Annotated in this window: 23 protein-coding genes and 1 tRNA gene; 5 read left to right on the forward strand and 19 right to left on the reverse strand. The window is 65.0% G+C overall.

The window, feature by feature from the left end; genetic code table 11:
* The 14 genes from AC4PTB_RS14165 to AC4PTB_RS14230 form a co-directional block, all read right to left on the reverse strand.
* A complete protein-coding gene (locus tag AC4PTB_RS14165; RefSeq protein WP_155045846.1) occupies positions 1-1,320 on the reverse strand; it encodes an ATP-dependent DNA helicase in 1,320 nt (439 codons plus the stop codon).
* Complete coding sequence (locus AC4PTB_RS14170) at positions 1,317-2,066, reverse strand: hypothetical protein (protein ID WP_155045845.1); 750 nt, start codon at positions 2,064-2,066, stop codon at positions 1,317-1,319. The genes AC4PTB_RS14165 and AC4PTB_RS14170 overlap by 4 nt, the downstream gene beginning before the upstream one ends.
* Entirely contained in the window at positions 2,063-2,860 is a 798-nt protein-coding gene (locus AC4PTB_RS14175; RefSeq protein WP_492190524.1) for a hypothetical protein, read from the reverse strand. The genes AC4PTB_RS14170 and AC4PTB_RS14175 overlap by 4 nt, the downstream gene beginning before the upstream one ends.
* Positions 2,857-3,066 carry a hypothetical protein gene (locus tag AC4PTB_RS14180; RefSeq protein WP_155045843.1) on the reverse strand — a complete coding sequence of 70 codons (210 nt, stop codon included), beginning with the start codon at positions 3,064-3,066 and terminating at the stop codon, positions 2,857-2,859. The genes AC4PTB_RS14175 and AC4PTB_RS14180 overlap by 4 nt, the downstream gene beginning before the upstream one ends.
* Before the next feature lie 10 nt (positions 3,067-3,076).
* A complete protein-coding gene (locus tag AC4PTB_RS14185; RefSeq protein WP_097031834.1) occupies positions 3,077-3,304 on the reverse strand; it encodes a DUF6511 domain-containing protein in 228 nt (75 codons plus the stop codon).
* Between the two features lie 140 nt (positions 3,305-3,444).
* The gene (locus AC4PTB_RS14190) at positions 3,445-3,675 is read right to left on the reverse strand and encodes a hypothetical protein (RefSeq protein WP_068767866.1); all 231 of its coding nucleotides are present in this window, start codon (positions 3,673-3,675) and stop codon (positions 3,445-3,447) included.
* 82 nt (positions 3,676-3,757) lie between these two features.
* The gene (locus AC4PTB_RS14195) at positions 3,758-4,507 is read right to left on the reverse strand and encodes a hypothetical protein (protein WP_492190525.1); all 750 of its coding nucleotides are present in this window, start codon (positions 4,505-4,507) and stop codon (positions 3,758-3,760) included.
* A gap of 18 nt (positions 4,508-4,525) precedes the next feature.
* Positions 4,526-5,383: an ATP-binding protein gene (locus AC4PTB_RS14200; protein WP_492190526.1), complete on the reverse strand. Its 858-nt coding sequence runs from the start codon at positions 5,381-5,383 to the stop codon at positions 4,526-4,528.
* Between the two features lie 101 nt (positions 5,384-5,484).
* Positions 5,485-6,003, reverse strand: a complete 519-nt coding sequence (locus AC4PTB_RS14205; RefSeq protein WP_492190527.1) for a hypothetical protein — start codon at positions 6,001-6,003, stop codon at positions 5,485-5,487.
* The gene (locus AC4PTB_RS14210) at positions 6,003-6,395 is read right to left on the reverse strand and encodes a hypothetical protein (RefSeq protein ID WP_204840049.1); all 393 of its coding nucleotides are present in this window, start codon (positions 6,393-6,395) and stop codon (positions 6,003-6,005) included. The genes AC4PTB_RS14205 and AC4PTB_RS14210 overlap by 1 nt, the downstream gene beginning before the upstream one ends.
* Positions 6,395-6,751: a hypothetical protein gene (locus AC4PTB_RS14215; protein WP_492190528.1), complete on the reverse strand. Its 357-nt coding sequence runs from the start codon at positions 6,749-6,751 to the stop codon at positions 6,395-6,397. Before AC4PTB_RS14215 ends, AC4PTB_RS14210 begins: the two co-directional genes overlap by 1 nt.
* Before the next feature lie 13 nt (positions 6,752-6,764).
* Positions 6,765-7,358, reverse strand: a complete 594-nt coding sequence (locus AC4PTB_RS14220) for a sigma factor (protein WP_492190529.1) — start codon at positions 7,356-7,358, stop codon at positions 6,765-6,767.
* A 108-nt stretch (positions 7,359-7,466) separates the two neighbouring features.
* The gene (locus AC4PTB_RS14225) at positions 7,467-8,396 is read right to left on the reverse strand and encodes a hypothetical protein (RefSeq protein WP_492190530.1); all 930 of its coding nucleotides are present in this window, start codon (positions 8,394-8,396) and stop codon (positions 7,467-7,469) included.
* Positions 8,365-9,603, reverse strand: coding sequence for a hypothetical protein (locus AC4PTB_RS14230; protein WP_492190531.1), 1,239 nt, complete (start codon positions 9,601-9,603; stop codon positions 8,365-8,367). Before AC4PTB_RS14230 ends, AC4PTB_RS14225 begins: the two co-directional genes overlap by 32 nt.
* A gap of 360 nt (positions 9,604-9,963) precedes the next feature.
* Here AC4PTB_RS14230 and AC4PTB_RS14235 point away from each other — a divergent pair, with 360 nt between their 5' ends.
* From AC4PTB_RS14235 to AC4PTB_RS14255, 5 genes are all read left to right on the forward strand, one after another.
* Complete coding sequence (locus tag AC4PTB_RS14235) at positions 9,964-10,419, forward strand: DUF2924 domain-containing protein (protein WP_492190532.1); 456 nt, start codon at positions 9,964-9,966, stop codon at positions 10,417-10,419.
* Positions 10,416-11,723, forward strand: a complete 1,308-nt coding sequence (locus AC4PTB_RS14240; protein ID WP_492190533.1) for a recombinase family protein — start codon at positions 10,416-10,418, stop codon at positions 11,721-11,723. The genes AC4PTB_RS14235 and AC4PTB_RS14240 overlap by 4 nt, the downstream gene beginning before the upstream one ends.
* A gap of 26 nt (positions 11,724-11,749) precedes the next feature.
* A complete protein-coding gene (locus AC4PTB_RS14245; protein ID WP_492190534.1) occupies positions 11,750-12,112 on the forward strand; it encodes a hypothetical protein in 363 nt (120 codons plus the stop codon).
* A gap of 73 nt (positions 12,113-12,185) precedes the next feature.
* Positions 12,186-15,416 (forward strand): site-specific DNA-methyltransferase, encoded by a 3,231-nt coding sequence (locus AC4PTB_RS14250; RefSeq protein ID WP_492190535.1) that lies wholly within the window; start codon positions 12,186-12,188, stop codon positions 15,414-15,416.
* Between the two features lie 4 nt (positions 15,417-15,420).
* Positions 15,421-18,213, forward strand: coding sequence for a BPTD_3080 family restriction endonuclease (locus AC4PTB_RS14255; protein WP_492190536.1), 2,793 nt, complete (start codon positions 15,421-15,423; stop codon positions 18,211-18,213).
* A gap of 46 nt (positions 18,214-18,259) precedes the next feature.
* Here AC4PTB_RS14255 and AC4PTB_RS14260 read toward each other — a convergent pair whose 3' ends face one another.
* The 5 genes from AC4PTB_RS14260 to AC4PTB_RS14280 all read right to left on the reverse strand — a co-directional run bounded on the left by AC4PTB_RS14260 (position 18,260) and on the right by AC4PTB_RS14280 (position 22,920).
* A complete protein-coding gene (locus AC4PTB_RS14260; protein ID WP_492190537.1) occupies positions 18,260-18,646 on the reverse strand; it encodes a hypothetical protein in 387 nt (128 codons plus the stop codon).
* Positions 18,643-18,909: a DUF6429 family protein gene (locus AC4PTB_RS14265; protein WP_492190538.1), complete on the reverse strand. Its 267-nt coding sequence runs from the start codon at positions 18,907-18,909 to the stop codon at positions 18,643-18,645. The genes AC4PTB_RS14260 and AC4PTB_RS14265 overlap by 4 nt, the downstream gene beginning before the upstream one ends.
* 350 nt (positions 18,910-19,259) lie before the next feature.
* A tRNA-Ser gene (locus tag AC4PTB_RS14270) sits at positions 19,260-19,349 on the reverse strand.
* Between the two features lie 62 nt (positions 19,350-19,411).
* Complete coding sequence (locus AC4PTB_RS14275) at positions 19,412-21,895, reverse strand: DUF3772 domain-containing protein (RefSeq protein ID WP_492190539.1); 2,484 nt, start codon at positions 21,893-21,895, stop codon at positions 19,412-19,414.
* Positions 21,892-22,920 carry a cysteine synthase A gene (locus AC4PTB_RS14280; protein WP_492190540.1) on the reverse strand — a complete coding sequence of 343 codons (1,029 nt, stop codon included), beginning with the start codon at positions 22,918-22,920 and terminating at the stop codon, positions 21,892-21,894. Before AC4PTB_RS14280 ends, AC4PTB_RS14275 begins: the two co-directional genes overlap by 4 nt.
* Positions 22,921-22,944 lie beyond the last annotated feature (24 nt).

A 22,944-nucleotide genomic window follows, 5' to 3' on the forward strand; every position in this document is an offset into this window, starting at 1 on the left:
TCAGGCCAGAAGGACGAGCCCGCGCTCAGCGCGGGTGATAGCGGTATAGAGCCAGCGGCGGCGGTCGATCTCGCTGCGGCCAAGTCCGTCATCCCAGACGATCACATTCTCCCACTGCGAGCCTTGGGCCTTGTGGGCGGTGATCGCCCAGCCGAAGGTCGCCTCGGTCAGCTTGCGCTTTTCCCGCCAGTCGCGGTCATGGCGCTTGGCATCGAAGGCCACATGATCCTCGAAATGCCCCTTGTAGATGCGCAACCGGCCCGGACGGCCGTCGCTGTCAAAGGGGGAGACCCGGCGCCCGTCTTCGTCATGCACCACGGCAGAGAAGTAGAGGCTACCCTCATCGACGATATCCTCGAGGGTCAGGAACATGCCGTTGATCAGACCGAGCGAGTTGTCGTTCTTCAGGCAGATGATCTTTTCCGCCCTGCCGGTGGGAAGATATGTCCCGCCCAGCCCGGCCGCCGCCCGCATCGCATTGTTCAGCTGGAAGCGCGTCGCGTTCAGGCCGCAGATCAACTGCCCACCGCGCAGCGCATGATCCGGCGTGATGTCGCCCTTACGCAGCTTGGCGACATGGGCGTCGTAAACCCCGAACCCGATGGGCTCCCCCATCCGCGCCATGGTGGCGAGACGGATGATGGCGCTCTCGGCCGCCTGACGGTGAATCTCTGTCAGCATCACGTCGGGCGTATCGCGGGTGAAGGCTCCTTCGCCCTTGATGGGCGGCAACTGACCCGGATCGCCCAGAACGAGGATCGGTTTGCCAAAACTCATCAGATCGCGCGCCATTTCCTCGCCCACCATCGACACCTCGTCGAGGACGATCAGCCTTGCATCTGCCGCATCGCTCTGCGGGTTCAGGGCGAAGCGGGGATGCTTCATCGCCGAGAGCGCCTGCCGCATGGCCTCGATCGCGGCCTCGGCAGTGGTGCGGTCAAAGCCGGTCAGCCGCCGCGCGGCAGTCTCGGCTTCTCGGACCTTCTGCGCTGCGGCCTCGATTTCCGCTTCCGTGGCCTCGATCACAGAATAGATCAGGCTGTGGATGGTGCGCGCAGGCGTGCCTTTGCGGGTCAGCACGAGCGCCGCCTTGCCGGTGAAGGTGGCGGTGACCACACCCGGCACACAGGTGCCGTCCTTCGCGCCGCGGTGGGGCGACAGGCCAAGCTCATCGAGCGCGAACTTCAGCACCGTGCTCTTGCCCGATCCGGCATAGCCAAAGAGCCGGAACACCTGTTGCTGCTCGGTGCGGTTCTCGAACCAGTCGCGGACCTCGGCGATCGCGGCGGCCTGCGCAGCCGATGGGGTGAATTCCGTCATGTTCGCCGCGCCTCCACAGCATAATCCTTGACCACCCCGCCGCGCGCGGGATCGCCCACTTCACATTGGCGCACGAAGATGCGCCGACCGTCCGGCAACTGGCGCCAATGCCCCCGGCGCAGGTGCCAGCGCGGGCTGGCATGACTGCCACCGAGCCGCTCGGATGTGGCGCGTAGCCGGGCCGGATCGATGGCGACCTGATGCCAAGTCCAGCCGCGCACGCCATCCCGCGCGAAGGGTGTGCGCCTGATCGGGGCGATCTGGCGTTCGCTGATGCTCGCTGACGATGCGAGGATCGCGAGCCCGCGCCAGACGATGGCGGCCGCCGCCTGACCGCTTTGTTCGGCAAGCCCTGCATCGCGAAGTGCCGGATTGGTGGCAAACTCGGCGATGCCGCCATCGGCGATCCGGACATGGGCATGGATATCGGTCCAGCGTCTGGGCCTGCGCCACAGGGCGAGCCAGACCGCCTCGATGCCGTCGTCGCGCTGCCGTGCATAGACGATCTGGCTGCGGATGGTCCGACTGCGGTCGGCCAACTCAAAAATCGTCTCGGGGTGCGGCAACCGTTGCGGACCTGCCGCGAGGCGGCGGGCCAGCGCATCGACGTCGTCGGAATCGAACTGCGCCTGATCGGCGAAACGCCAGACCGGTGCGAATTCGAACCCTTCGAGCAGGTCCCGCAGCCAGAAGCGCGCGCGATGGGCGCGGACGATCCGCTTGAGATCATAGGCGTCGGGGATCATCGCCGCTCACCCCAGCACCTAGCCGCCCATGCGCAGGGCGCGTGCCACTTGCCGGCCGCCATCCCACCCCGGCAGACGACGGCCGTGGGTTCGGTCGCCGCCCGGGGCAACCATTCGCCCGCCTCGGACGCCTGCACGACGCCGACCGCGCGATCCGACATCTCCTGCGCAAGGCGGGCATCGAAGGGCACGAGTTCCGTGTGCAATTCCATCGTGTCGCGGTTCAGCGCGGTGAAGAGCGCCGGGTTGGGCAGGTCCATATAGGCCTGATAGAGCGCGATCTGGGCGGCGTAGACGGGTCGCGCGATGCTGACGCCACGCTTGACCACATCCTTCCAGCTCGACGCGCCGAGCGCCTTGTTCTCCCAGAGCGCGGGATAATCCATCACCACGGGGCCTGAAACGAAGCAGCCGTCGATATGCCCCTTGAACCGGCCCGCCATGGCCGCGAAGCCGAACTGGCGGCCATCAGGGCGTGCGGTGCGCAGGTCGAACCCTGCGATCCGGAACCAGCCCGCGACAATGTCCTCGGCCCGATGGCCAGCCTCGAAGATCCGCAGGATGCGCGGTTCAAACTCCTGGCCCTCGTCCTTGGGGACAGCGAGATAGTCGAACTGGATCTGACGCAGGCAGTCGCGCCCAAGCCCAGAGGAACTGACATAGGTGCGGGGGCGCTCGGCGCGATTGCGCGCCGTCAGGGCAGAATCGATGGCGGCCGAGACGGCGGTGGCGATCGGTGGACGCGGTGCGCCTTGGCCATAGTTACAGCCGGAGCCGTGGTTCAGGTCGATCATTGGTCACGCTCCCAGAACCCGCCAGCCTGCGCGATGCAGGTCAGCTTGTGATGCTGGGCCTCGGTCAGCCGGGCGCGCGGGCCGGATGTCTCCAGCTTCTGGCGCAGGCTCTCGCAGAACTCGACCTCGAAGTCGGTGATGGCATTTGCCGTCGCGGCGGCAAGAAGGTCGGCCCAGGGGGCGGTCTCATTGTTTAGATCGATCATGACGACCTCCTCAGAACGGAATCGGATCGTCATGGGCCGTGCCGGTGCGCTCCTTGCGCGCGCCTTGCGCCAACATGCTGTCGACATAGCCGGTGACGGCCGCCTCGATCAGCCGGTCGATATCTGCGGCCGTGCGATGGAAGAAAGGCTCCATGAGCCCGAGGTCGGTCAGCGCTTCGGCAAAGAGCGCCCGCGCGTCGCGGATCGCCTGTGCCTCGCGGGCGGTCTTGTCGATCATACCATTCATCCTTTGGGCGATTGCGCTGCCCACGTCCTGACAGCGGAGCGAGCAGAAGCGGTGATAGGGATAGCGGTCGTGCTGGAGGCGATGGACGTAACCAAAGCCGCGGGCCTCCCGCGCGCAGACGGCGCAAAGCGCTACCCCAGCAGGAAATTCGCGATCGGGTCCTCGGGCGGCCAACCCGCCCGCTGGAGCTTCTCGGTCTGCATCACGATCCAGCGCGAGATCGCGTTGCTGGCCATGGCCTCGAGGTCGCCGAGGGTAAGGCTTGCGATGGGTTGGTGCAGTCTTCCTCGGGCCTCGAGCCATGTTCCGATCTCCAGCGCGGCGGCGCGCGTCACATGCGCCTGCCATTCGTCGGGGGTCATGGGCCGGTCTGCCGGCCCATCCCCATCGGGCTCGGCGGCAGGCGACCCTGCGGACCCACCTGACCGCCGCTTCCGCCGCACCTCAGCCATTGAGCCACGCGGGCATCGCCGGGGTGCCCGGTGCTGCGGGTGCCGGTGTTTGGGGCGTGGCCGGTGCAGCGGGTCCGGTCTGTGCGCCCCAGGTCGGAGCGGCCGTCGCAGTGGGCTGCGTTGCCGCGCCCCATGCCGGTGTCGGCGCCTGCCAGCCCGGCGCCGCGACGCTCGCGGCCTTGCGCGGCGGGGCGTTGACGGGTTCCGGCGGGACGGTTTCACCACGCATGACGGCCGTATGCTGCGGCTCGTCGGGCAGAACGACGTTGGCGATGCGGTTCTGGTCGCGGTATTGTGGGTTCGAGGCGGGCTCCACCATGATGCGGGCGGCAAAGACGATGCCGTCGAGATGCTTGAGGCCGGGCAGCACCCGCTTTGCCTTGGTCGCCGGGGTTTCGTCGCGGGGATCGAGCCCGAGGGCACTGTCGACCATGGCGCGAAACGTGGATTTCGAGATCTTCCAGCCGATGGACTGGCCTTTCTCGTCCAGTTTTCCGCCTGCCACGGTGAAGCTCTGCCAGAACTTGCGGCGGGCATGCGGGCCTTCGACCACCGTGAATTCGCAGTCGAGCATGCGCGCATCGCTGGACTGCGAGGCCTTCAGCAGCCCCGCATCCATCGGGGTTGCGCCATTCACCCCGCCGGGGCGGATGATCAGGCGGACCTTGGCGAAGGTGCCGTCCGGGATCAGCTCGCCGATGGGGGCCATCTGAGGCTGGGCGTCGTTCAGATCGTAGCTCATGTCAGTTCCTTTCAGGGATCAGGAGGCAAAAGCGGGTTCATGCGAGGCGCGACCGTCGATCCGGGCGAGCAGCGCGCCGAGGTCGGGCGGTTCGGTCAGGTCGAGACGGCCGGAGCGGTCCTTGGCAGGAAGGCCCCAGGGATTGCCGGACTTGCAGACAAGGCGGCGGTCGGTGGCGGTCTCGTCCAGCACCCAGCCGCCTTCGGCATCGCGGGCGAAAAGCTGCATCGAAACCACTTGGTCCACGATGCCGGGCAATTCCCGCCCGGCCTTGCTGCCTTCCATCTGCGGCTGCCAGGTGACGGTGCCGAAATCGTCGGTCACCTTTTCCAGCACGCCGACGAAGATCACGGTCTTGCCGCGTGCATGCTGGAGGTGCTTCAGCGCCTGGATCACCTCACGCCCAAGAAGCCCGTAGGCACCGCGGACATCCGGCTTGCCGGTCCGGTCCGAGAAGGCCTCGGGCTGCTGGCGGGCATAGGCCATCGCCTGCCGGGTCAGATCGGTGATCGAGTCGACAAAGACGATGCGGCGCGCTGCGAGGAAGGCTTCGATGCCGCTGTCGCGGTGCTGGGCCTGCAGCCAGGCATGCCGTTCGGTCCCATACCAGGACTGAGGATGCTGCGCGGGGTCTGGCCCGCCGATCAGCACCGCCAGATCGCGGAAGTCGGTGAAGCTGCGCACCGGGATCGAGGCGCCGCGCCAGTCCTGCACCGATTTCATGCCAGCCTCGAGGTCGAGGCAGACGGTTTCCTCGGCAGGGAGGGATTTCAGCAGCGTGGTCTTGCCCACGCCGGGCGGGCCGAAGATGGCGAGCGAGGTCTTGTTCTCGGCGGCCGAGAGGCGTTCGTCGGCGGTGATGATGCGGAAGGCCATGGGGTTCTCCGAAGGATTGAAAGGGGCGCGGCAGCGGGGGTGACCGGGTGCCGAAGGGGAACCTGCCCGGCGTTGCCGCTCGGGCGTCCCGCCGCCGCGCGTCACCGGTCTCGCGTCTCGAGCCGGAACACGGGTTTGCCGGTGGTCTCGGACCGGGCGGCTGCGAAGCCTTCGCGCATGGCGTCGGGCCAGGCCCCGAAGCGGCGTTCGGGCACGCGATAGGCGATCTCGAGATACTGGGTCGGATCGTCGCCGGCCTCTCGGATCCGGGTTGCCATGGTGGCCAGCCGGTCCTGATCCCAGGTGACCTTCTTCGGCAGGTCCGCGATGACCACCACGCCCGCATCCTCGATCCGGACCGTGCCGGAGGTCTTGCCCTGACCAGACCGCTCGGCCTCGGTCGCGGAGCCATAACGCTGCGCCAGTGCCGCCTCGAAACGGTCCTTCAGGCGCTTGACCCGCGCGGTCTCGGCCGCTGCTTCTTCCTGCAGCGCAAGAAGCAGCGCCGGCGGCATGTCGGCGATTTCGCCGATGGACAGCCGGTCGAGGTCGTCGAACTTCGGCATGTTTCCGTCGCGCCCCTCGGTCGGCGCATCGGTGCTGGGGAAAGGCATGGCCATTAGCGCCCCTCCCGTTTCAGGGCCGCATCCACGGCGCGGTCCGTGCCGACAGCCCCGGCTTCGCGAGCCAGACGGTGCAGCTTCTCCAGCGCCGAGGATCGCTGGATGGCCGCAGAGAGTTCGGCATTCGCGGCGACGATGGCGATGGCGATATCGTCGACACTCGCGGTCTCGACAGGCAGCGGATCGGTGGCATCGCCGGGACGCCAGGCGGCGGGGATCACCTCCGGCAGATCCTCAAGGCTGCGGAAGGCCTTGCGCAGGCGCGCAAGCGGGCCGTTGATCTCGATCATGTCGGTTTCTCCATTGAGGAATGGGGCCGAATTTCCGGCCAGAAGGAAGTAAAGGGACGGCGGGAGCCGATCCCCGATCCAGGCAAGCGTGGCGCGCATCAGGCGGCCTCCTCTGTCGCGATGAGTTGGGAAAACGGGATCGGCGCATGGCGCGGCTTGGTCCGCGCGATGGCCAGATAGGCGAAGCGGTCGGGGCCGACCCGGACCTGCACCAGATGCACCAGCGCGGCCTCAAATGCGCGGTGGGCGGCACTGGCCAGCGCCCCCAGCCTGCGGCGATCCGGTTCCGGAAGGGTCGAGATCACCGCCGTGGCATCGATGCCGAGGAACCCGCGATGATACTCGAGGCGGTCGCCCGGCATGGCCTGACCGATCCAAGCGCAGAACTCGATGTCGGTGAGCGGCCGGGGCTTGGACGGGGTGAAGGCAGTGGGGTGCATGACGAACATCTCCATGTAGGTCCTCTACTCACGCCGCCTTGGAACCGTCCCACTCCGCCCCGAGCCCGCGCATAGCGAGGTCGAGCCGCAGGCGGGCGATGTGGCGGTAGAGGGCGGAACGGGAAATGCCGGTGCGGCTGACGATTTCGGGAACAGCACGTGTGCCGAGTGCCGCGCAGAGGCCACGCATGTCGTCAGGCAGGTCGCCCAGCGCCCGGGCCAGATCGTGATGGCTCTCGGCATCCTCCACGGCGGAGCGGTCCTGACCATGCCAGGTGGCCAGACCGTCGGCCTCCGCCAGCACGCAACCCAGCGGCTCGGTGCCGCCGGAGATGGGAGCGTCCAGCGAAATCACGGTGCCACCCTGTGCGCGGCGCTGGCGGTGATGACGGATGGCGATGCGCGAGGACTGGTTGCGCAAGACGATGTTGGCGAAAGCGCCGATGCTACCACGGCGGGCGTCAAAACCCGGCAACCGGCAGATCAGGTCGACCAGCAGGTCCTGGCGGAGATCGTCGAGATCGGCGGCGGGCAGCACCAGTTTGCGATGCAGGCGGCTCGCGGCAAAGGCCGCCTCGTCGATCAGAGTAGCAAGGTCGGCGGGGGAAATGGGTGGAAACATTCGGGAGCACCTCGGAACATGTTGCTGTTGTTCCGAATGTGCCGCTCAGACCGCTGCTGCCGGTGTGATTGCCGTGTGTTTGTTATGTGCGGATTGTGTGTGACGGCCTCAGGGCTCGATGACCACTTCGGCAGGGTCGAGGCCTAGCCGATAGCCGCGCGCCCGAACCGTCGCGACCAGCGATTTCGCCTGCGCCTCTGGCATGCCCGAGGAGACGATCGCGTTGCGCAGATCGCGGGCGATTTCATTGGCGGGACGGCCCATCTGCGTCTCGATATCTTGCTTTTTCAGGACTGGATCACGCTTGAGGGATTGCTCGATCAGCAGACGAAACAGCGCGAACATCTGAGTCGGCAGGTCGAGCCGACGCCCGTCGAGAGTGACCGATTGCGCCGAAAGCTTCACGACAAGGCGCGGCACTGAAGATGGCGGATCGAGGACGAGGCGTTCCGTGCCATCCGACCCTGCCTTGAAAACCGCCGCAATTTCGTGGGGCTCGACCCCGACCTCCCGAAGCCTGACGGCGATTGCCGCGGAAAGGTCGTGGACGATTGCCATGATCGGCTTCGGCCCCACGGCCACCCTGATCGCCATCACCGCGCCCGGCGCAACCAGATTGTCGGCATCGACTGACAGGACCACGGTATGGCCGGACGGGGTTTCCCCCAACAGCCAGACGCTGTCCGCAATGCATGCGACTGTGCCGACCAGATTCCCGCTGGCAGCAATCCGGGCCACGAGCCGGTCGACGTCGACCGAAAAGCGGCGCAGATCGTCCTTCTGGAGGATCACGTCTTCGGCCTGATCGTGCGGGCAGCAGGCCCGGAATGCATCACCCAACTGTTCGACGGGGCGCGCATCAAGCCCGCAATCGCACTCCGCGCAGACCGACCAGGTATCGGCCTTCTGCTCTTCGATCAGTACCTGCGCCCGCAAGAGGCGCTCAATATCGTTTGCGGAAAAACGGCTCAGCGCCCGGCCCGATATCGCGACCCGGGCGCCGCCCTCACTCAGCCGCGTCCACAACCATGCCAGCATCGCGGTCCTTTTCGAGCCCATTGCGCTGAACCAGCGTGTGGATCGCCTTTTCGAACCGCGTCCGGCGGAAGGCGAGCGTCCCTGGCGGCTTCAGCCGCACCGTGACCTGTGCCGGCCGCTTGGCGCCGGTTTCGAATGCGACCCGGAAGGTGATCTCGCCCAACCGCCAGCCCCGGCCGAACCGCACCTCGCTGCCCCGAAAGTGGGTCAGCGCGCCGCCGGACGCGTCTTTCGATTCCCAACTGCGCACATGACGCCAGCGCTGATCCTCTTCATCCCGCTCGAAGAGGTCAGCGGCGGCGGCAACGATCCGAACCTCCTTGATGGTCTCGTCATAGCGATGCTGGAACGCGAAATCGGGCCCGGCATCGCTGATCGGATCGAGCGTATAGAGATCACGGGCGTCCCGCCCCGAGAAAAAGCCCGGCCGCCTCAGGATATGCCGGGCGAAAAGATCGGCGATCTCGCCTTGCTGCGCCTTGACCACGCCGCCCACGAACAGGCGCCCTTCCACCGGGGAGTAACGAAGCACCGCATATTTGACCGCGCGAAGGGTGATGATCTCTTCCCGATCCCCGGTGACCACCGGAGTTGTGGTCACTTGCGCGCCGTGGCTGATCACCAGGTTGATTTCGCCATCTTCCTCATAGGGCCCAAGGCGGCAATATTGACCCTGCAGGTCCTGCGAAAACAGATTGATCACCGCGGCCTTGAAAGCTTCGGTCATTTCTTCGGTCAGGTCCGCCCCCACGTCCCGCACTGGCCCGCGGAACTCAGCAGGCGATGTCGGCGCACGCAGCGCATGAAAGTCGGCTGCAGCCTCGAAAACGCGGTGATGCAGCAGGTAGGTGTGAAGCGCGACGTGTTTGGGATCATGGCGCATGGGCGCTGCCTCGGCGTCGTCAGGGCCGGGCTCGGGATAGAGAACCACGCCACGACGACGGGCTTCGTTCAGAATAAGCTGCATGCCCTCGCTGGTTCCAAGCTCGGCAACGCGATGCAAATCGGCGACCATTCCGGCGTTCCAGCCTGCAACGGTTCCTTCGAAATGCGCCGCCAGAGCCGCCCGAATGGTTGAGGCCTCTCCCTCGAATGACACAGGCAGTTCATCCTCGCCGAAGTGCCGAACGAACAAAGTCCGCATCAGGGCCGGATCAATGGTTTTGAGAAACTTCGGATTAACAAATTTCTTGAGATCGGAACCCACGGGAATACCTCGCAAACGGCCGGCCTGTTCTGATTATGTTCTACCTGACGGATCAACCATGAGTTGAGTCCGGCCTTTTGTGTTACCGCCATTTTTCCCTGCGGGACGTTTTTCGGATCGGCTGAGTAGAGGCAGGGCAAGCCAACACGGACTTGCTCGCATGAAACGCCCCAATCCCCTGCCACCCGGCCAGATGACGCCCGCAGAACGCCGTGCCGAGTTGTGCGGCCTGCTGGCGCTCGGGCTGGTCCGGTTGCGGCTGCGCGAACGCTGCAAACCTTCTGACGATACTGGAGAAATTCGCCTACACTATCCGGCCGACCAATGCCGTCATGCAACCCCGAACCCAACGGAGACCGCATGACGACTCATGATCCCATCCCCGCGCAACTGGCGGCGCTGAAGACCACGCCGACGCCCGACCTGAAAAAGCAGTGGCGCGAGTTGTTCGAAAGCGAACCGCCGCCGTTCAACCGGCGCTACCTTGAATCCCGCCTGGCTTACCGCATCCAGGAACTCGCCTATGGCGGGCTGAAGCCCGAGACCGTCCGGCGGCTGGAGCGTCTGGGCGAAGAACTCGACGGCGGCGACAAGAAGAAGCGCGGAATTCGCCTCGACCGCGATCGCCCCATCACCGGCACGCGCCTTCTGCGCGAATGGCAAGGCGTCGAGTATGTCGTCACGGTCACCGCTGACGGCTTCGAATGGCAGGGGCGGCCGTACAAGTCGCTGTCCGCCATCGCGCGCGCTATCACCGGCACGCGCTGGAACGGCTGGGTCTTCTTCGGGCTCAAGAACCACAGGGGGCGGACATGACGAAACCCGTCGTCCGCAAGCTGCGCTGCGCAGTCTACACCCGGAAATCCTCCGAGGAAGGACTGGAGCAGGAGTTCAACAGCCTCCACGCCCAACGGGAGGCCTGCGAAGCCTACATCGCCAGTCAGCGGTCCGAGGGCTGGGTGCTTGTCCGCGATCAGTATGACGATGGCGGCATCTCGGGCGGGACGCTGGAGCGCCCCGGACTGAAACGATTGATGGCCGACATCGAGGACGGACTGGTCGACGTGGTGGTGGTCTACAAGATCGACCGCCTCAGCCGGTCGCTCGCCGATTTCGCCAAGCTGGTCGAAGTATTCGACCGGAACGGCGTGACCTTCGTCTCCGTCACCCAGTCGTTCAACACCACCACCTCCATGGGGCGGCTGACGCTGAACATCCTGCTGTCCTTCGCCCAGTTCGAACGCGAGGTCACGGCCGAGCGCATCCGCGACAAGGTCGCTGCCAGTCGGAAGAAGGGCATGTGGATGGGTGGGGTGCCGCCCTTCGGCTACCGGGTGGAAAACCGGAAGCTGTTAGTCGACGAGGATAACGCCGCGCTGGTCCGCTGGATCTTTGCCCGTTTCCTCGAGATAGGGTCCTGCACGGAACTGGCGCGAGACGTCGGCTCTCGCGGCATCCGGACGCCGCGCGGCAACAGGATCGACAAGAAGTACCTCTACCGGATGCTCAGCAATCGCGCCTACATCGGCGAGGCAGTCCACAAGGGCGACAGCTATCCCGGCGAGCACTCCGCCATCGTCGACCGCGAAACGTGGGACCGTGTCCACGCCATCCTGACGGAGAGCCCCCGCAAGCGCGCCGCCCGGACTCGCGCCGACACGCCCGCGCTGTTGAAGGGACTTCTCTTCGGTCCCGATGGCGCCGCGTTCTCGCCGACACACACCCGCAAGGGCGGCAGGCTCTACCGCTACTATGTCAGCCAGACGGTTCTGAAGCACGGAGCGGGGGCGTGTCCCATCGGCCGCGTGCCTGCGGGCGAGATCGAGGCCGCCGTCATCGACCAGCTTCGCGCCGTCTTCCGCCAACCCGAGATTGTCGCGGGCACGTGGAAGGCAGCGCGGACGCAGGACGACGGAATCACCGAGGCCGACGCTCGCGCGGCCCTCCAGACGCTCGATCCGTTGTGGGATGAACTGTTCCCGGCGGAACAGGCGCGAATTGTGGCCCTGTTGGTCGAACGGGTCGATATCGGCATCAGCGGTCTCAACGTCCGCCTGCGCATGGACGGGCTGGCGGCGCTGGCGAGTGAAATCACCGCCGATGCCGGAGCCGCCGCATGACTCGGAATACGTCGGTCCCCGACACCATGACCATCCATGTCCCGTTCCGCGTCGTGAAGCGCGGCGGGCGGAAGGAGATGGTGCTGCCGGAGGGCGCCGCACAAGCGCCCAAGCCGGATAACACGCTGGTCAAGGCACTGGCGCGCGCGTTCCGCTGGAAGCGGATGCTGGAGTCGGGCGAGTTCGCGTCGATTTCCGAACTGGCCGAGAAGGAAGGGATCGCCTTCACCTACATGGCGCGGCTGATGCGGTTGTCGCTCCTCTCCCCGGAACTCGTCGATGCCGTGATGGACGGCCATCAGCCCGCGAATATTACACTCGCCAATTTGATGGACCCGTTCCCGGCCGACTGGAAAGTGCAGCACGCGCTCTGGTCCGACGTTAACTGATTCCCGCGTGCAAAATGGCAACCGGCGCGATAGGTAATTTAAAACAAGACCTTTTCGTGAGCTCGCGCGCCGCATGTCCGACATTTCCGACCTGATCCTGACCCTTTCACCCGAAGACGGTTCCACCATCGGTAACGGGGCCATGCTGGCGCTGCTACGCGAGCACATGCCCGACCTGGCCGAGGACGACTACATCGCCGCGCGCGATGCGCTGATCGATGAGGGCGTGTTGGGGCATGGCAAGGGGCGTGGCGGGTCGATTTTTCGCGTTACCGACGATCTGGGCGATGAGGATGGCGACCTGGACGAGGATGAGGGCGACGAGGACGATGGGTTCGAACTGACCCATACCGAAGAGGCCGCGCCGCGAATGCCCCGGACCAAAGCCGGGAAGAAGGTCGCGCGCAGGCCGGACGGGCCGGTGCAGGTGCTGTCCTACCGCCACGGAGAGACGCGGGTGAACAACCCCGAGGTCGGGATGGTGCATGCCGGCACCGATCCGGATGGGGACAAGACGGTCTGGGCCTACGACCCGCATCTCGACCCGGTGCTGAATTTCGACTCTGCGCGGGCGGGGATCGAACGGCTCATCGACGAGGCGCTGGCCAGCGGTGATCTCGAAAAGATGCGCGACGCGCTTCAGGAACTGAAGCGGCTGCAGGCGCCCTATCTCAACTGGACGGGAAAGGCGGAGCGGACCAGCGTCGCGGTCGATACCGTCTCGCTGCATGTCCACGAACGGGTGGACCCGGCGACGATTCTCGCCAATGCGGCGAAGCGGCTGAAGGGCAAGGACGCGGCCACGCAGTGGCGGCAGCCGGACCTGTTCGCAGCGCCGTTCGAGAACCTGCCGCTGCGCCAGGCGCTGGACTTCTACCACCACGAAAAGGGCTGGTCGAACCGGCTGGTGGCAGGCGACAGCCTCCTGGTGATGAACTCGCTTTTGACCAAGGAGAGCATGGGCGGCAAGGTTCAGATGATCTACATCGACCCGCCCTATGGCATCAAATACGGGTCGAACTTTCAGCCCTTCACGAACAAGCGCGACGTGAAGGACCGGTCAGACGCCGACCTGACCCAGGAACCCGAGATGATCAAGGCGTTCCGGGATACCTGGGAACTCGGCATCCACTCCTACCTCACCTATCTGCGCGACCGGCTGATGCTGGCGCGGGAACTGCTGACCGAGAGCGGGTCCGTGTTTGTGCAGATTTCGGATGAGAATTTGCACCATGTTCGGGAATTGATGGACGAGATTTTCGGCGTCGAAAACTTCTGTTCAATCATTCAGGTGCAGAAGACCGGAAGCCAAGCTGGGAACTTGCTGGCGACCACCGTAGATTTTCTCGTCTGGTATGCCCAAGATAAGAACGCCGTAAAATATCGGCAGATCTACCTTGAGCGGGTTCCTGGCCATGTCTCGTCTGATCGCTACGACCAGATCGAACTTCCCACGAGCAAAGAAAGGCGGCTGACGAGAGCGGAGCTCAACCGAGAATCGGATATTCCAGAGGGCCGAATTTTTCGGCATACGAGCCTTATCAGTTCTGGTCAATCCAGTTACGAACAAGAATTGCAGTTTTTTGGCAAGAAATTCGACTCGGGCGCGGGCAGCCACTGGAAGACCACAATGGATGGCATGGTCCGGCTGCACAAAGCTGGTCGCGTGTCTGACGGGGCGAGCACGATCAGATACAAGCGTTTTCTCGACGATTTCCCGGTTCTACCAATTTCGGATAGGTGGGAGTCGTTGCAGATCGGCACAGGGCTGCTTTACGTCGTCCAAACCAGTGCGGCCGTCATCGAACGCTGCCTCCTGATGACCACCGATCCCGGCGATCTGGTGCTCGATCCCACCTGCGGCTCCGGCACCACCGCCTTCGTCGCCGAGAAATGGGGGCGGCGCTGGATCAGCTGCGACACGTCCCGCGTGGCGATTACGCTGGCCAAGCAGCGGCTGATGACCGCCAGCTTCGACTATTTCGCGCTCCGCTATCCGCATGAGGGGCTGGGCGGCGGATTCGACTATGAAACCGTGCCGCACATCACGCTGAAAAGCATCGCCAACAACCCCGATATCGACACGATCCATGACGAAGATCACCCCAAGATCGCGGCGGCACTGGAGGGCCTCAACGCCGCGCTGACCGTCGCCCCGCCAAAGCCGCTCAAACCCGCGCAGGGCGTGCGCAAGGGCAAGCCGGTGGACTTCGCCAAGGGCGACACCCTGCACGAATGGGAGGTGCCCTTCGACTGGCCCGACGATTGGCCCGAGGCGACCCGCACGCCCTTTGACGCTTTCCACACCGCCCGTCAGGCGATGCAGCGCCGCATGGACCAAAGCATCGCCGACCATGCCGAGCAGGAGACGCTCTACGACAAGCCGCGCATCGACAAATCCAAGCTGCGCATCTGCGGGCCCTTCTCGGTCGAGGCGGTTCCGGCGCCGACCGTCCTGTCGCTGGACGAGAGCATCCCGCCGCAAGAGGCCAACGAGACCGTCGCCCGCTCCGGCGAGACCTCTCGCCAGGCGCTGTGGCGCGACGAACTCCTGAAAACCGGCGTGCGCGGCAAAGGTGGCGCCATGCTGCGCTTCGCCGAGTTCGAGACGCTGCCGGGGCTGAAGCACATCCACACCAGCGGATCGCTGGCCGAGACGGGCGAACGCGTCGTCGTCAGCTTTGGCCCCGAACACGCGGCGCTGGAGCAGCGGCAGGTGGAACTGGCGCTGACCGAGGCCGAGACCCTGCGCCCGTCGCCGAAATTCATCCTGTTCTGCGCCTTCACCTTCGATCCGGAGGCCGCGAAGGACATCGACGAGGTGAACTGGCCGGGCGTGACGCTGCTCAAGGCACAGATGAACACCGACCTTCTGACAGAGGATCTGAAGAAGGGCCGCAGTTCCAACCAGTCGTTCTGGCTGATGGGCCAGCCCGATGTGGAACTGCGCAAGCGCAAGGACGGGATGTGGGAGGTTCAGGTCAACGGCTTTGACTATTTCGATCCGCGCAAGGGCGATCTGGTCTCGGGCGGCACGAAGCAGATCGCCATGTGGTCGCTGGACGTGGACTACGACAACCGCTCGCTGATGCCCCATCAGGTGTTCTTCCCGATGGCAGATGCCAAGGGCGGCTGGAACCGCCTGCGCAAGACCGTGCGGGCAGAGCTGGACGAGGACCTGCTGGAGCAGTTCCACGGCTCCGTCTCGCTGCCCTTCGAGGCGGGAGAGTACCGCCGGATCGCGGTCAAGATCGTCGATGATCGCGGGATCGAGTCGCTCAAGATCATGTCGCTGGAGGGATAAGCCCATGTCCCTCATCATCAATTCGCCCTTCGAGAGCCCCGCGCAGCATTGGGTCGAGGGCAAGGGCGGCAATCTGGAGATCAAGCCCGAGCGGCGACCGGCGAGCTACGAGGTCTTCGACGCGCGCAACAACACCAAGCGCACCGAGGTATTGGACCTGGTGAACACGATCCGGGCGCGCGTGGATCAGTGGCGCGCGGACGGCTGGCCCGGTGTGACCATCGTTACCCGCAAGCTACTGGAGCACTGGCACGACCGTGAGGCGCGGCAGCATCCATTCTATTTCTGCCAGCTCGAGGCCATCGAGACGCTGATATGGTGGGTCGAAGGCGCCGAGGCCTACAAGCAGGGCATCGCGATCCCCGGCGATGGCGGTGTGTGGGAAAGGCTCTGCAACAAGATGGCGACGGGCGCGGGCAAGACCACGGTGATGGCGATGATCATCACCTGGCAGGTGCTGAATGCGCTGACCTATCCGAAGCGGAACAAGGATTTCAGCCGCGCCGTGTTCATCGTGGCACCGGGGCTGACCGTGAAGGAACGGCTGCAGGTGCTGCTGCCCAGCGAGGGCAGCTACTATGACGAGTTCAACCTTTGCCCGTCCGAGGCCCTGCGCCAGAAGCTGAACCAGGCTGAGGTGCTGATCGAGAACTGGCACACGCTGATGCCGCTGAAGGAAGCGGAGCGATCCGTGGTGAAGAAGGGGCGCGAGTCCGACGAGGCCTTCACGCGGCGCGTGCTGGGCAAGCTGGCGGCGCACAAGGATATCATCGTCATCAACGACGAGGCGCACCACGCCTATCGCAAACCGCCCGAGGTGAAGATCAGCAAGAAGCATGCCGAGGAGCATGGCATCGACCTCGACGAGGCGACGCGCTGGATCGAAGGCCTCGACCGCATCCACAAAACCCGGCGCATCCAGCGCTGCTTCGACCTCTCGGCCACGCCCTTCGCGCCGACTGGCAAGAAGAGCACCGATACGGCTCTGTTCGACTGGATCATCTCGGATTTCGGCCTGAACGACGCGATCGAGGCCGGGCTGGTGAAGACACCGCGCGTGGTCGTCCGCGACGATGCGGTTCCGGATGCGAAGACGCTGCGTTCAAAGCTCTACCACATCTACCGCGACCCGACCGTTTCCGAAGACCTGAACCGCAAGGCCGAAGCGCACGAGGCGCTGCCAAAGCTGGTCCAGGACGCGTATACGTTGCTCGGTGCCGACTGGCGGGAAACCCGGGCGCAATGGCAGGAGGCCGGGCATCATTCCCCGCCGGTCATGTTGACGGTCTGCAACCGCACCGAAACCGCAGCCCGCATCGAGACCTATTTCAACAAGGGCGATGCGCACTGGCCCGAACTGCACGCACCGACCCGAACGCTCCGGGTCGATTCCAAGGTGCTGGAAAAGGCTGAGATCGGCGAGACCGCGACATCCGACAAGGATTACGAGGCGCGGCTGAAGGCAATCATCGACGCCGCGACCATCCCCGAGACCCGCCGCCAACAGTTCCGCGCCCTGAAGAAGGAAGAACTGCTGCGCGAAATCGTGGACAATGTCGGGAAGCGGGGAGCGGCCGGACAAGACCTGCAGAACGTCATATCGGTCGCGATGCTGTCGGAGGGATGGGACGCCAAGAACGTCACGCACATCATGGGTCTCCGCGCCTTCACATCCCAGCTACTCTGCGAACAGGTCGTCGGGCGAGGATTGCGTAGGGTGTCCTACGACACTGACGAGAATGGCCTGTTCCTGCCCGAATACGTCAACGTCTTCGGTGTGCCGCTTTCCATTTCGGAAACAGGCGAAGGCGGGGAGGCTCCGCCGCCTCCCAAGCCGACCACGCAGATCGAAGTCGTGCCCGAGCGGGCCCATCTGGAACTTCGCTGGCCGAACGTGCTGCGGGTTGAAACGGTCGTGAGACCGCAACTTGCCATGGACTGGGGCAAGGTAGCGCCGCTTGTGCTCGACCCTGCCAGCACGCCAATCAGCGCGGAATTGGCTCCGGCGCTCGGCGGCGCGACGGACATGGGCAAGGTGACCGCCATCGACCTCGAGAAGCTGCCAGACGGCTTCCGCCTGCAACGTCTCGTCTTTCAGGCGGCACGGAAGGCCTTCGCCGAACTCAGCCACGGCTTTTCGGGTAGCCACGAGTATCTGGCGGCGCAGCTGGTCAGGATCGTTGAGGCGTTCCTCAACTCCGACCGCCTCGACATCCCGTCGCTGTTCCACTCCGACCCGCTTCGGCGGCGGATTCTGATCGCGCTCAACATCGACCTTGTCGTTCAGCATGTGCTGAGCAACGTGACCGAGCAGAACACGGAGCGTCTGACGCCGGTGTTCGACGAGGAAAACCCCATCGGCGCCACCGGCCAGATGCGGACCTGGTACACCACCAAGCCGTGCTTTCCGACCACCAAGTCGCATATCAGCCACCTGGTCGGAGATTCGTCTTGGGAGGGACATGCAGCGAATATCTTCGAGAAGCGCGAAGACGTCATCGCCTATGCCAAGAACGATCACCTCGGGTTCCAGATCTACTACATGTGGGCCGGTTCACGGCGCCGGTATGTTCCGGACTTCCTCGTGCGCCTTACCAGCGGCACCATTCTGGCGCTTGAGATCAAGGGCACCGACAGCCCCCAGAACAAGGCCAAGCGGGACGCGTTGAACGAGTGGGTGAAGGCGGTCAACGCGGGGGGCGGCTTCGGCCACTGGGCATGGGATGTCGCGTTCAAGCCCGCGGAAATTCAGGACATTGTCACGAAGCACTCGGCCGTTGTGGAACCCGTTTCATAGTTGGATCCGGCGACCATCCGTCGAAGCCCGACCTGACCGCGAATGGCTAACTGGGCAGTTTGGCTTCCCCGCGGGAGATGGTCGCAAGGAATGACTCATCCAGCTTCGGTTCGTCCCATCGTTCGGCGACGGTCAGCCAACGGTCGAGGTGGTCGCGGAACCCCTGATCGTCAGCCTTGAGGTGAAAGGTGTAGAGCCGGTCGACGATCTGCCGCATCAGGCTTCGCATCTGGTCGTCGTCGAGATGGGACGCGTCAGACCATCGAATCTGGCGGCCGTCGGCGTCGGTGATGAACACGTCCGAATAATCGCCCGTGTGGGTGACCGGGACGGTCCCCGCGTGCAATTCCTCGATCCCCGTGTTGCGCACACAGATCATCGCCATCAGCTTCGCCAGCCGGGCGGCGATGCGCTCCTCGTCGGCCGATTTCATGGTTCGCGCCTCTTTGGATCGTTCGACAGGGGCTTCACGAAGAACTTGGCGAGAGCCAACTCCGCTCGCGCCAGTCCATCTTCCGTCAGGGCGAGCGATTTCGCCTTGCCGATGGGATCGTGGATCAGCCCCTTGGCGTGCAGCCGGTCGGTGATCGACCAGTCGATCCCTTTCCAGACGCGATTGCCGTCATGCAGGGTCAGGCTGAGGATCGCCAGCGCCGCGTCGTCGAGATTATCGGTGTCGAGGTCCGGTTCCGCCATGTATGGCCTCCTTCACCGACAGGATGCCGTCGTCTCCGGAAATTCTCAATGGCGGAAGGGGCTTGCGAAGCTGCAGGGAAAAAGAACGGTTGGATTTCTGTTCCTTTCCACAAACGCCACTGGCATCGAAGTGTTCAGGTGGCGTGAGGAACTGACCCTATATTTTCAAATGGTTACGGGCTCTACACCGAATGCGCGCAGTCGAGAGGTTCAGAGAATATCGGGGGCAAGAGAACCTGTTCGGTCGCTGTAGTGAGGACGCCAGTGCAAAGCCACACCCACATAACCCCCGAATACAACGGAAAAATCCGGCCGCAGCCGGATCGGGAGAACGCTTTCGCGGGGGCGAGTGGCGGACGGGATGGGATTCGAACCCACGAGACGGTTCCCCGCCTACACACTTTCCAGGCGTGCGCCTTCGACCACTCGGCCACCCGTCCGCGACCGGGTTTAGCGGCAAATCTCCCCCCTCGCAAGGGGGGAGATCACCCTGGAGACCGTCTCAGCGATCGTCGCCTTCCTCGGCGCCGTCATTGTCCGAAAGCACCGCGATCCCCTCGCCCGGCTCGGGACGCGCGGGCGCAGGCGCCACCGCGATCGTGCCGTGGCCCACCACCGTCTTTTCCGCAGGCGGCACGTAATCCGACCGCAGCATCTCGGGGTTGCGGATCCAGACATCGCGCTGCGGGAAGGGAATCTCGATCCCCTCGCGCGCGAAACGTTCCGCGATCTGGTGGTTCATCTCGGAATGCACCCGCAGCTTGAAGTTCACATCCGACAGGATCGCCCGGATCTCGAAATTCAGACTGTCCGCCCCGAAGCCGGTGAAGACGGCAAAGGGCGGCGGCGTCATCATCACCAGCGGATGCGCCTGGGCGATCTCGGCCAGGATCGCCTCGATCCGGCGGGTGTCATTGCCGTAAGCCACCCCCACCGGCACGATCAGCCGCCCCGTCTTGTTGCCGCGCGTCCAGTTCGTCACCGCGCCCGAAATCAGATCCGCATTCGGCACGATCACATCGGTGCGGTCGAAAGTCTCGATGATCGTCGCGCGCACCGAGATGTTCTTCACGATGCCCTGACGGCCGCCAACCTCGATCCAGTCGCCCTCGGAAATCGGCCGCTCGACCAGAAGGATGATGCCCGAGACGAAGTTCTGCACGATCGTCTGCAGACCGAAACCGATGCCGACCGACAGCGCCCCGGCGACGATCGCCAGCGACGAGAGGTCGATCCCGGCGGTCGAAATCGCGATCAGCGCCGCCAGCAGGATGCCGACATAGCCCAGACCCGAGACGATGGCGTTCTGGCCGCCCTTGTCGATCGTCGTGCGCGGCAGGATCGAGGTCTTCAGCGCGCCCTGGAAGATCCGCGTCAGCGTGTAGCCGATGGTGAAGACGACGGCGAAGGTGATGAAGGAGGTGGGCGAAATCCGCACGCCGCCCACCGCGATCCCGGCCTGGAACGAGGTCCAGAGTTCGACCAGATCCTCGATCCGCGCGCCCCAGATCAGCGCCAGAACCGGGATCGAGGCCAGCGACAGCAGGAAACCGCCCAGCACCGGCAACAGCGCGTCACGCCGCGCCTCGGGGCCGGAGATGGTGACGTAAAGCTCGGCCAGGAAGCTTTGCAGCGTGATCACCAGCGCCAGCAGCCCCAGCGTCTGCACGGCAGGCCAGATCAGCGCATTGGCGGCGCTGACATAGCCCACGACCCCCAGCACCGGCGCGGCCACCGCGATCAGCAAAAGCGCATTGCCCAGCCAGCGCAGCAGGCTGAGCCGGAAGGCGCCATCCTCTTCCTCGGCCAGGATCGCGCCATTGCCCTGACGACGCAACAGCTGCCCCATGCGGAACAGCGCCAGCGCGGCAAAGACCTGCAGCGGCACCTGCAGCATCGAGAGCGCCGCATCGGCCTTGGCCGCCACAGCCGCCGCCCGTTCCGAGCCAAGCTCGCCCGCACCACCCAGAAAATCCTCGGCCCGGGGCGCGACCCACATTTCGATCAGCCGATACGCCACGAAGGCCAGACCCAGCATCAGCGCATAGACCCGCCCCTCGGCGCCCGGGGTGATCACCCCCTCGCCCGCTTGCGGCGGAAACACCCGCGAGCCCAGCCAGCGCGCCAGCAGCACGACAAACAGCATCCCCGGCGCCAGCAGGTAAAGCGAGGACAGGATCGGCCCGAACAGCGCCGTCCTGTCGAGCGCCGTCGTCGCCATCACCGCGCCCACCGTGGGCAAAAGCACCTGCCCGAAGCTGACGATGCCGGAAATCAGATTGCGCCCGCGCATCGCGGTTTTCGTCAAAAGCCAGCGCGTCAGCCGCGCCATCCAGGCCCCGCCCCGCGTCAAAAGCAAAAGCGCGCCAAGGATCAGACCGATGATCAGGGGGGCATTGTCGCGGGCGGTCTCGTAATTCACCGGCTGGGTGAACCGCCAATGGGTTTCCTCATAGATCCACTCACCCATCCAGCGCAAAAGCGAGGCCCCCGCAGGCCAGTTCACCGGATTGACGACCGAGGGCGACAGCCGCAGCAGCTTGTCCGCCTGCCGTTCGCGGATCAGCTTGTCGATGGCCCGGATGATCGCATCCGAGCGGCTGGCGGCCTCGGTCGCCGAAATCCCCGGCGCCTGCAGTTTCGACAGTTTCGCGGTCAGATCCTCGCGGCGCTTGGCGATCAGCGGATCTTCGGGCGTGCCCTCGGCGGGCAGCGGCCCGAGCGCGGAAAGCTGGCTTTTCAGCGTCTCGATCTGGCTGGCGTTGGTATCCTGCGCCGCGGTGAAGGTGGTGCGCCATTTCACCATCTCGGCGCGCATGTCCGAAAGCCGGGCGTCGGAAATCTCGCCCTTGGCGACGGCTTCCTCGACCTGCGAGGAAGCCTTGGTGAAGGCCTTGTAATTCGGTTCGGCATCGTCCTGCGCCGCGACGGGCAGCGCAAGGAGCAGCGTCAGCACAAGGACGCGCAGCAAGACACGGGCAATCATCCTTCAAACACCTCCGGCACGGTCGCGCCGCGGCCATCCAGCCAGGCGGGCACCGGAAGGCCCTTGGCACGCAGGAATTCCGGGTTGAACAGCTTCGACATGTAGCGGGTGCCGTAGTCACACAGCACCGTGACGATGGTGTGACCCGGCCCCATCGCGCGGGCCATACGAATGGCACCGGCGACATTGACCCCCGCAGAGCCGCCGACGCAGATGCCCTCTTCCGACAGAAGGTCGAAGACGACGGGCAGCGCCTCGGCATCGGGGATGTTGAAGCTCATGTCCGGGGTGAAGCCCTCGAGGTTCGCGGTGATCCGCCCCTGCCCGATGCCCTCGGTGATCGAGCTGCCCGCGGATTTCAGCACGCCCGTGGTGTAGAAACTGTGCAGCGCCGCGCCGTCCGGGTCGGCCAGCGCGATCTTCACGCCCTTGGGCTGCAGCGCCAGACCCACCCCCGCCAGCGTGCCGCCCGAGCCCACGGCGCAGACGAAGCCGTCGACCTTGCCGCCGGTCTGCGCCCAGATTTCGGGGCCGGTGGTTTCCAGATGCGCCTGCCGGTTGGCGATATTGTCGAACTGATTGGCCCAGACGACGCCATTCGGCTCAGTCTCGGCCAGCGCCTCGGCCAGACGGCCGGAATAGCGGACGTAATTGTTCGGGTTGGAATAGGGCGCCGCGGGCACCTGCACCAGCTCCGCCCCGGCCAGGCGCAGCATGTCCTTTTTCTCTTGGCTTTGCGTTTCCGGGATCACGATGACGGTGCGAAAGCCCATCGCCGCGCCGACCAGCGCCAGCCCGATGCCGGTATTGCCCGCCGTGCCCTCGACGATCGTGCCACCCGGTTTCAGCGCGCCGCGCGCGATCGCGTCGCGGATGATGTAAAGCGCGGCGCGGTCCTTGACCGACTGGCCCGGGTTCATGAATTCGGCCTTGGCGAGGATCTCGCAGCCGGTCAGTTCGGACGCCTTCCTCAGGCGGATCAGCGGCGTGTTGCCGATGGCGGCGGCCAGGTCCTTGCAGATCATGTCTCTCCCTCGTGCCGGGACGAT

This window comes from Rhodobacter sp. 4.3.4 (genome assembly GCF_058724655.1).